Raw genomic sequence first — 8163 nt, forward strand, 5'->3', positions numbered from 1 at the left:
CTGGGTCTGATCATGTCGTCCAGCTACCACGCTGGATTCACGACATGAATCCCTCACCCGGTTTATGCAACAGGGCCCCAGATTGCGGAACATGGTCTCATTGAGCAACTCATCCATTGCCCGGCAGACGATTTGCAAGGCAAATCTGCCGTGAGGGGCGCATCCGACCGTTGAAGCTCTCGACGAACCCATTTTGCATGGGCTTTCCCGGCGCGATGTCGTGCCATTCGATCCGGTGCTCGGAACACCACCCCAGGTTGGCGTTTGAGGTCAGTTCCGTGCCGTTGTCGCTGACAATCATGCCGGGCTTCCCGCGCCGTTCGATCAAGGCGGTCAATTCCCGGGCCACACGACGCCCTGAAATCGAGGTGTCCGGGACCGCCGCGAGGCACTCACGGGTGACATCGTCGACCACGTTGGGAACCCTGAAGCGCTGGCCATTGGCAAACTGGTCATGGACGAAATCCAGCGACCAGCGTGCGTTGGGCCGCGCCTCGACCGGGATTGGCGCCCGCGTCCCGACGACCTTGCGCCGGGCCTTTCGCTTGCGCACCGTCAGCCCTTCCTCGCGGTAGAGCCGATAGATCCGGTTGATCCCCGACGGCTCGCCCTCGCGCCGCAGCAACACGAAGAGCCGCCGGTAGCAAAACCTTCGGCGCTCGTTGGCCAGCGTCCGAAACCGCCCGCGCAGCGCCGTGTCCGGCGCGCGCTGCGTTTGGTCGCGCACCATCTTGCGGTCCGCGCCCGCGATCCGGCACGCCCGCCGCTCCGAAAGCCCGATCAGGGCTTTCAGGTGCGCGACCGCCTCGCGCTTCACGGCGGGCGTCACCACTTTTTTTGAAACCAGCTCCTTCATCGCGGCGAGATCGAGCATCTGCTCGGCCAGCAGCTTCTTCAGCTTCGCGTTCTCATCCTCCAGCGTCTTCAGCCGCTTCGCCTCTGACACCGTCATGCCGCCAAACTTGGCCTTCCAGTTGTAGAAGGTCCCCTCCGACATGCCGTGCTTGCGGCAAAGGACAGCACGCTTTGCGCCTGCTTCGTGCTCGCCCGAGATGCCACTCTCGGCAGCATGCTGCGCCTGCGCCTGCCGGGCAATGGATGATCTGTTCGTCCGTGAATCTCGTTCGCTTCATTGTCCTCCTCAAGTTGGGGTGGACTCTAATCGACGGTGGAGGAAAAATCCCGGGGCAGGTCACGAGGACACTGCCGACGGTCTGTCGCTGCAAGGCAAGGTTCGGCGGCTTCCAAAGTGGCCTGAGCCACTCGACAAGCGGGGCCAGGTGGCACCGCCTCCCAGCAGGCGCAGTCCCCGCAAAATGCACGGGGAAAAACCGTGCGGGGGCAACGGCGCAGTTTGCAGGTGAGGTCGCAGGCGTGTATCAAACCCGGACGGCGGCACGCCGGGGCCAGGCCTCGCCGCACCGCTGCCCCGCCCTCGATCTTTCCTCTGAAGCCGAACGTGTCCAAGATGCCCAACCTTCTGATCCACATCGGCCAGGGAAAGACCGGCTCGACCTCTATCCAGAATTTCCTGAGGTCGAACCCCGAGATGCTGCAAGACGCAGGCGTGCTTTTTCCCGAAACCGGCAAGCACACCAATCATCAGGACATCTTTTCCTATCTCACCGACGATGTGAAACAGCATGATCCAAGTCTGAGCGGTGCCCGCGCCGACGACCGCAAACGGTCCCTGGGAAAGACGTTCTGGCAAAACGCCTGCGAGACGATGCACCAGATCCCCCCGCGACTTGTGATCCTGTCCTGCGAAAACCAGTTCCGCCCCTTCCCGGCTGCCGCGCTCCAGCGCCTGACCAATGAACTACGGCCCCATTTCGGTCGTATCGACGTCTGCGCCTACTTGCGCGACCCGGCTTCACATTTCCTGTCGTCCGCTCAGCAGGACCTGAAGAAACGCCCCGATTTCACGATTCCGTCGCGCAGCTATTTCCGCGACACGCTGGAGCCCTGGAGCCTTCACGGCCCCGGTCCCCTGACCTGCGTGCGCTTCGCCCGGTCCGAACTGGCAGCTCAGGACGTGGTGACGGATTTCTGTCAGCGTTTTGCCGGGATAGACCCTTCCAGCGCAAAGCGTTCGGCGACCGAGGACAACACGAGCCTCAGCCCCGAGGCGATGGAAATCATGCAACGCTATCTGCGCGGCGAGATCGACGCTCCGACCCGCTATCACGCGAAACGCACCCAAAGGATGAAGGCCCTTGTCCAGGAGGCCGACAGCAACTGCCCCGGCTTTTCGCGGCCGCGTCTGCGCGACGGTCTGAAAGAGGCGATTGAGGCCCGGGAACAAGACCTCGACTGGCTGGAGCAGACATTCGGCGTCCGCTTTCCCGAAATCAGCCAGCCCTCCATGCCCCCCCAAGAGGCAGACCTCCGAATTCGCGGCCTGAGCAGGGTCTCGGACATCTGCGTCACTGACCCGGCCCGGATCGAGACCCTGCGGGCAGAGATCGCCCGCCTTGCAGAATGCCGCCGGAGCCTGCTCGACCTGTTCGCGAGAGGGGCGCGCAACTGACGCAGGCACACACCGAAAGGATGGAATGGCCTTCAAAATGATCGAGGCAGGTGGCATTAAACCCTCGCAATGACCGGAGCGGACCAGACGATGCGCGACAGACCAATTGGCCTGATGATCTCGGGCTCCGGCCGTTCGGGAACGACAATCCTCAGTATTCTGTTGTCGCAAGGCGAAAACGTCGTGAACATCGGCCAGTTGCGCGATGTCTGGGTCGGCTGGGCGCGCGATGTCCCTTGCACCTGCGGCAAAAGCTTGACGACCTGCGAATTCTGGGGGGGCATCCGTGCCGAAGCCTTCCCAGGGCAGACCGCGGAAGAGGCGGACCGGATCGACGCCGGGAGGCGCGCTTTCATGACCGAGGCGGCAGGCCTGCGGGACTGGAACGCACCGGATACCCTCGCCCACCTTGCGCAGGCTCATCCCGGCTTTCTGGCTGCGCTGGCCTCCCTGTTGAAGACTCTGGTGTCCAGGACCGGGGCACGCGTGCTGGTCGACAGTTCGAAATCGCCCGAGTTTGCGCTGGCCTGCCACCTGACCGGCGTTGCCGACCTGTACGTCCTGAACCTGATCCGGGACCCCCGAGCCGTCGCCTGCAGCTGGGCGAAACGGAAGCCGCGCAGCATTAACCAGCGGCTGGACGCATGGGGCCAGCGGCAACGCAGGCTGACGGGCTGGCAGGCGGCTGACGGGTTGCATCACCGTTCGCTGCGGTATGAGGATTTCACCGACACGCCGCAACAGACACTCTCCAAGGTGCTGGACTGGGTCGGTGAGGACCTGCCTTCTGGCGTCTTCGAAACCGACCGCAAGGCGCGGGTGTCATGGGCACGACAGCACCTGTTTCCGCCCTCGAACGAAAAGGTGCTTGCCGAATTGCGCACCGAGGTCGAAGTGCGCGCGCCCTCGGACTGGCGCGCCGCGCGGCACTGGCCGTTGCACCTTAAGGCCCTGATGCGCAGTTTCCCACAAGGTCCGGCCTATGTGCTTGGCCTGGACAGCCCCGACAGAAGGCTGAAGTCATGACCGACGCCCCGGTGATCTTTCTCATCTGCTCCGAGCGTTCCGGCTCGAACCTGATCCGGGCCATGCTGGACGCTCACCCGGACATCAGCGCGCCGCAGCCGCTGCACCTGATCCGTGACGTGATCGCGCGGGCCGATACGCTTGTCCACGGCGACCGCGAGGGACCGGTGGCCAGGGCCATGCTGGACCATGTGCATGACAGCCTGCACAAGCAGTTCCCGGCCGCCGTGGCCGACGCCGTCTCCGCGCGCGTCGCGGCGTCCGAGCCATTCACGCCCAGCCAGATCTTGCGCAGCCTGTACGATGGGATCGCCACGGAAACCGGCAGTTCCGTGGTGATGGTCAAGGAAAACGAGCTTCACGAGGCCGCCGCGCAGATCATCGACGCCTTTCCCGACGCCCGGTTCATCTTTCAGACCCGCGATCCGCGCGACTATCTCTCTTCGGCGGTGACGCTCAAATCCGGGGCGTTCGGCAACAAGTTCGGCTCTTTCCGCAATGCGATGCAGGTCTGGGCCGCGGACCAGAAATTCGGCCTGCGGATGCTGGGGCATTTCGGGCCGGACAGGGTGTTCTTTCAACGCTACGAAGACTTGGTCGCCAATCCCGAAGGCGTGTTGCACGAACTCTGCGGGTTTCTCGGGCTGCCTTTTTCGCCCGAGATGCTGGAATATCACCAAAAGGAAAACGTGCAGGAATTCTCATCCCGCCGGGATGCCTGGCGGAACCTGGCCCGCCCGGTGATGAGCAGCAATTTCAACAAGTACCGCAAGACACTGTCCAAACGCCGTATCCGAGCGGTAGAGGCGATGGTCGGCCCGATCATGGACCGGCTCGGCTATCAGCGGGATTTCCCGGCCTCCGCAACGGCGAAGTGGCCGCTGGTCTGGACATCGGTTGTCGAGCCGATCGAACGTTGGTCGAACAAGGCGTGGACGCCGTTTTACACGGTCCAGCAGACCCGGCACCACGACCGGCTGGACAGCCTCGCGGCACCGGTGGCCTTGCGTCATGTGCGGCGGTCCGCGAATGATCTGCGACCGGGACAGCATGTTCCCGACCTTGCCGAACGGCTGGCCAGCTCGGCTGCTATCCACCCGCAGAACATCGCCTTGCGGGTGGATGGCAAGACATGGACCTATCAAGAGCTTTTCAGTGCGGCGACCGCCCTGGCCTCTCGATTGCCGGCAGACCGCCCGGTGATCGGTATCTACGCGGCGCGACACGCCTCGGCCTATATCGGCATCCTGGCCACGGTGCTGGCAGGCGGAACCTATGTGCCGCTGAATTGCCGGTTTCCGGACGCGCGAAATCGCGAAATCCTGCGACGCTCGGGGACTGCGCAGCTGCTTTGCGGCTCGGTGTTCGCATCAACCGCCCAAAACATCGTAGAAGGCACGGCGGCAGAGCTTTGCATCGTTGAGGACAGCACCGCCGGCGGGACGACTGACAACTGGGTTCCGGCCCGGGCACGCCCCGACGATGCCGCCTATATCCTGTTCACGTCAGGATCGACGGGCACGCCAAAGGGCGTGGCTATTTCGCAGGCCAATCTGGGCACCTATCTGGACGCGGCGCTCTCCATTCTGTCGGTCCGTCCCGACGACCGTTTCTCGCAGACCTTCGATCTGACTTTCGATCTTTCGGTCCACGATCTCTTTGTGGCCTGGTCCAGCGGCGCAGCGCTTTGTGTTGCCTCCACCAGCGACCTGGCGGACCCGGCAAGCTACATGACCCGTGAGGGCATCACCCAGTGGTTTTCCGTGCCCACCCTTGCCGGCGCGCTGCATCGGACCGGTGCCCTGAAACCCGGGGTGTTTCCCAGCCTGCGCTGCGCGCTGTTCTGTGGAGAGGCGCTGCCTACGGACCTTGCCCGCGCTTGGAAGGTTGCCACCCCCCAGGCCCGCATCGAGAATTGGTATGGACCGACCGAGGCCACGATCGCCTGCCTGCGCCATGACCTGAACGATGGGGCCGGAACTGGCGTCGTCCCCATCGGCACCCCATTCCCGGGCATGGCCGCGCTGGTGATCGGAGATGACGGCAGGGACGTGCCGGACGGAGAGATCGGCACACTGCACCTTGGCGGCCCGCAAGTGGCCGAGGGCTACCTCAACGATCCCGAGCGCAGCGCGCGCAGCTTTGTGAGCCTGCCCGGTCGGACCGGCCGTTTCTACGATACCGGTGATCTCGTGTCCCGCCACAAGGACGGCCTGCATTTTCACGGCCGCAGCGATTTTCAGGCCAAGATCCGCGGGTATCGCGTCGAACTGGGCGAAATCGAGGCCGTTCTGCGGGCGCAGTTCCCCGGCGACAATGTCGTGGCGCTGACCTGGCCACCCGCTGACACCAACGCGACCCATGTGATTGCCGCGGTCGAAACCGACACCGCACAGCCCGCACTGGACCGCGTGGCACTGCGCGACACCTTGCCGGACTACATGGTGCCTTCCAGCGTCTTCGGCCTGATCACGTTTCCGACCAATGCCAGCGGCAAGATCGACCGCCCGGCCATCGCCCGCGCAATCGAGGAGCGACTGGCCACGCGCGAAGCGATTGCAGGCGGTTCTTTCGAAGCGCGGGTCCTTGAGGCCATCCTGCAGATCAAGCCGACTCTGTCCGCCGATCAGATACGATCCGCCGACAACCTGTTGATGGCCGGCATGGACAGTCTCGATTTCGTCAACCTCACCATCGTTCTGTCCGAGGACTTTGGAGTGGACCTGGACGAGGCCCGCGTGGCCCTTCTGGCGAACCTGCGCTTTGCTGATCTCGTCGACAACCTCCAACGTGGGCGAGATGCCAGCGCCGCTCTGGACGCCATCCCCGATGACAAGATCGCGCGCGCCAACCGGGCCGCCGCCTTCCTGAACAGGGCGCCCGCCCTTCTGGCAGACACCCGGCAGCCGCTTGTTCTGGCCTATGGTTCGTCCGGAACCATGCGGGCAATCGAGACGTCACACGCCGAATCCGTGCTCCGTGCTGCAGGGCATGACCTGCGCGTTCTCAACATCGGCCTTCCTGCGCTGACCGCGCGGGGCCTTGCCCGTATGGCCCGCCACCTGGCGGAAATCTCGGCCGACAACCAAGTGGCGGCCGTGCTGCATGAATTCGACCCCGTGCTGCTCTCCACGGTTCCGCCAAAAGGCGACGTGGATCTCGACGAGGCCTTTTACGCGTCCGCGGGGACGCTCCACAAAGCCAAGCGAGCTGGAAAGGAACTCGACTGGGCGCCGGACCTGAGCGGAATGCTGTCCGAAGACCAGCGGATACCGACAGGCAAGAAGAAGAAAGCCCTTTGGGAGCGAGAACGGGATCACGAGATTGCCGGGGTCTACCGGGGCGCAATCCCCTTCGACCCGGAATCTCTGGCGGCCTGGCGGGCGGCGAGCACCTCGTTGTCTTCTTTCGGGGCGCCTGTTCTTGGCTGGATACATCCGCTGGCCGAGGGCGAGACGGGGGGAGGAACATTCGATCCCGCAGTTGCCGAATGCGAAACGGTCGATTGCCCGCGCATCCTCCGACCAAGTGCCTTCCACATTTCGCCCGAGGGCTTTCTGAACATCAATCACGTGGCCCCTGGTGCGGGAATGCATGAATTGACCGAAGCCCTGATCCAGGAAATTGTCAGCACCGTAGGCAAAAAGGTGTCGGCATGATCCTGAGCCACCGTCACCACTTTATCTTTCTCCATTGCCGCAAGACGGCCGGAAGTTCGATCAGCGCCATGCTCGCCCGGTATCTCGGACCGGAGGACCTGCAGTTGAGCGGCTTGAAGGAGGCTTTTGACGCCGGCATTCCCTACACGACAAGGACATGCCGCGAGGCAGGTATGCTTCCCGGTCGCAGGCGCTTGATCCGGATGGAGGACAGGCTGCACCTGACAGGCTTGCTTGGGCCGGAACGTCGGGCCAAACGCATCCGCAAACGCATCCATTCCCTCTATTCCAACAGACTGGGTCCCTATCCTTACCACGCCCGCGCAGCCGCCGTGGCAGAAGCCTTTCCCGACGAATGGTCCAGTTTCGCCAAGTTCTGCGTGGTGCGAAACCCCTGGGACAAGGCCGTATCGGACTATTACTGGCGCACCCGCAATACCGACACGCCCCCCAGCTTTGAAGCCTTCGTCAAGGCCATGCGAGACGGAGAACCGCTTGACGGGATCGTACCGGGTGAACCGGACAACTGGCCCCTCTACACGATCGACGACCAAATCGCCGTCGACCATGTCATCCGGTTTGAGAACCTGACCGAAGACCTCGGCAGCGTCTTGTCCAATTTGGGAATTGCCTGGGACGGCTGGATTCCACACGGAAAGAAACGCGTAACCAGGGGAAGTTCAGACCGCAATGCAGTCGCCACTTACACGCCGGAATTGACGCGGATCATAGGTGATCTTTTCGAAAAAGAGATCGAGGCTTTTGGCTATGAGGGCCCCTCGTCCTGAACTGGCACGCTTTGGTGCCAGTACCGCCGCTTTACCAAATTGTCGCGAAGAAGCCCGCTCTTCGTGATGGGTGTAGGTCGGCTCTGTTGCATAAACCGGGTGAGGGATTCATGTCGTGAATCCAGCGTGGTAGCTGGACGACATGATCAGACCCAGACCC

The 8163-nt window shown here is 63.2% G+C and carries 4 protein-coding genes and 1 pseudogene; 4 read left to right on the plus strand and 1 reads right to left on the minus strand.

What is annotated here, in order from left to right:
• Positions 1-157: 157 nt before the first annotated feature.
• A pseudogene (locus KZZ07_RS26255) lies at positions 158-1133 on the minus strand (IS3 family transposase); the annotation flags it as partial.
• A gap of 335 nt (positions 1134-1468) precedes the next feature.
• Between KZZ07_RS26255 and KZZ07_RS26260 the strand changes: the two are divergent.
• The 4 genes from KZZ07_RS26260 to KZZ07_RS26275 all read left to right on the plus strand — a co-directional run bounded on the left by KZZ07_RS26260 (position 1469) and on the right by KZZ07_RS26275 (position 8003).
• Positions 1469-2530: a hypothetical protein gene (locus tag KZZ07_RS26260; protein WP_219519775.1), complete on the plus strand. Its 1062-nt coding sequence runs from the start codon at positions 1469-1471 to the stop codon at positions 2528-2530.
• Between the two features lie 90 nt (positions 2531-2620).
• On the plus strand, positions 2621-3556 hold the full coding sequence (locus KZZ07_RS26265) for a sulfotransferase (RefSeq protein WP_219519778.1): 936 nt from the start codon (positions 2621-2623) through the stop codon (positions 3554-3556).
• Positions 3553-7215 (plus strand): amino acid adenylation domain-containing protein, encoded by a 3663-nt coding sequence (locus KZZ07_RS26270; protein ID WP_219519781.1) that lies wholly within the window; start codon positions 3553-3555, stop codon positions 7213-7215. The genes KZZ07_RS26265 and KZZ07_RS26270 overlap by 4 nt, the downstream gene beginning before the upstream one ends.
• Positions 7212-8003 (plus strand): sulfotransferase family 2 domain-containing protein, encoded by a 792-nt coding sequence (locus tag KZZ07_RS26275; protein ID WP_219519785.1) that lies wholly within the window; start codon positions 7212-7214, stop codon positions 8001-8003. Before KZZ07_RS26270 ends, KZZ07_RS26275 begins: the two co-directional genes overlap by 4 nt.
• The last annotated feature ends 160 nt before the right edge of the window (positions 8004-8163 follow it).

The organism is Mameliella sp. CS4 (assembly GCF_019392335.1).
Lineage (GTDB): Bacteria > Pseudomonadota > Alphaproteobacteria > Rhodobacterales > Rhodobacteraceae > Antarctobacter.

Excerpts from the sequence above, each read along its gene's own strand:
- KZZ07_RS26260 (WP_219519775.1), top strand. The coding sequence starts at position 1,469 with ATGCCCAACCTTCTGATCCACATCGGCCAGGGAAAGACCGGCTCGACC.
- KZZ07_RS26265 (WP_219519778.1), top strand. The coding sequence starts at position 2,621 with ATGCGCGACAGACCAATTGGCCTGATGATCTCGGGCTCCGGCCGTTCG.
- KZZ07_RS26270 (WP_219519781.1), top strand. The coding sequence starts at position 3,553 with ATGACCGACGCCCCGGTGATCTTTCTCATCTGCTCCGAGCGTTCCGGC.
- KZZ07_RS26275 (WP_219519785.1), top strand. The coding sequence starts at position 7,212 with ATGATCCTGAGCCACCGTCACCACTTTATCTTTCTCCATTGCCGCAAG.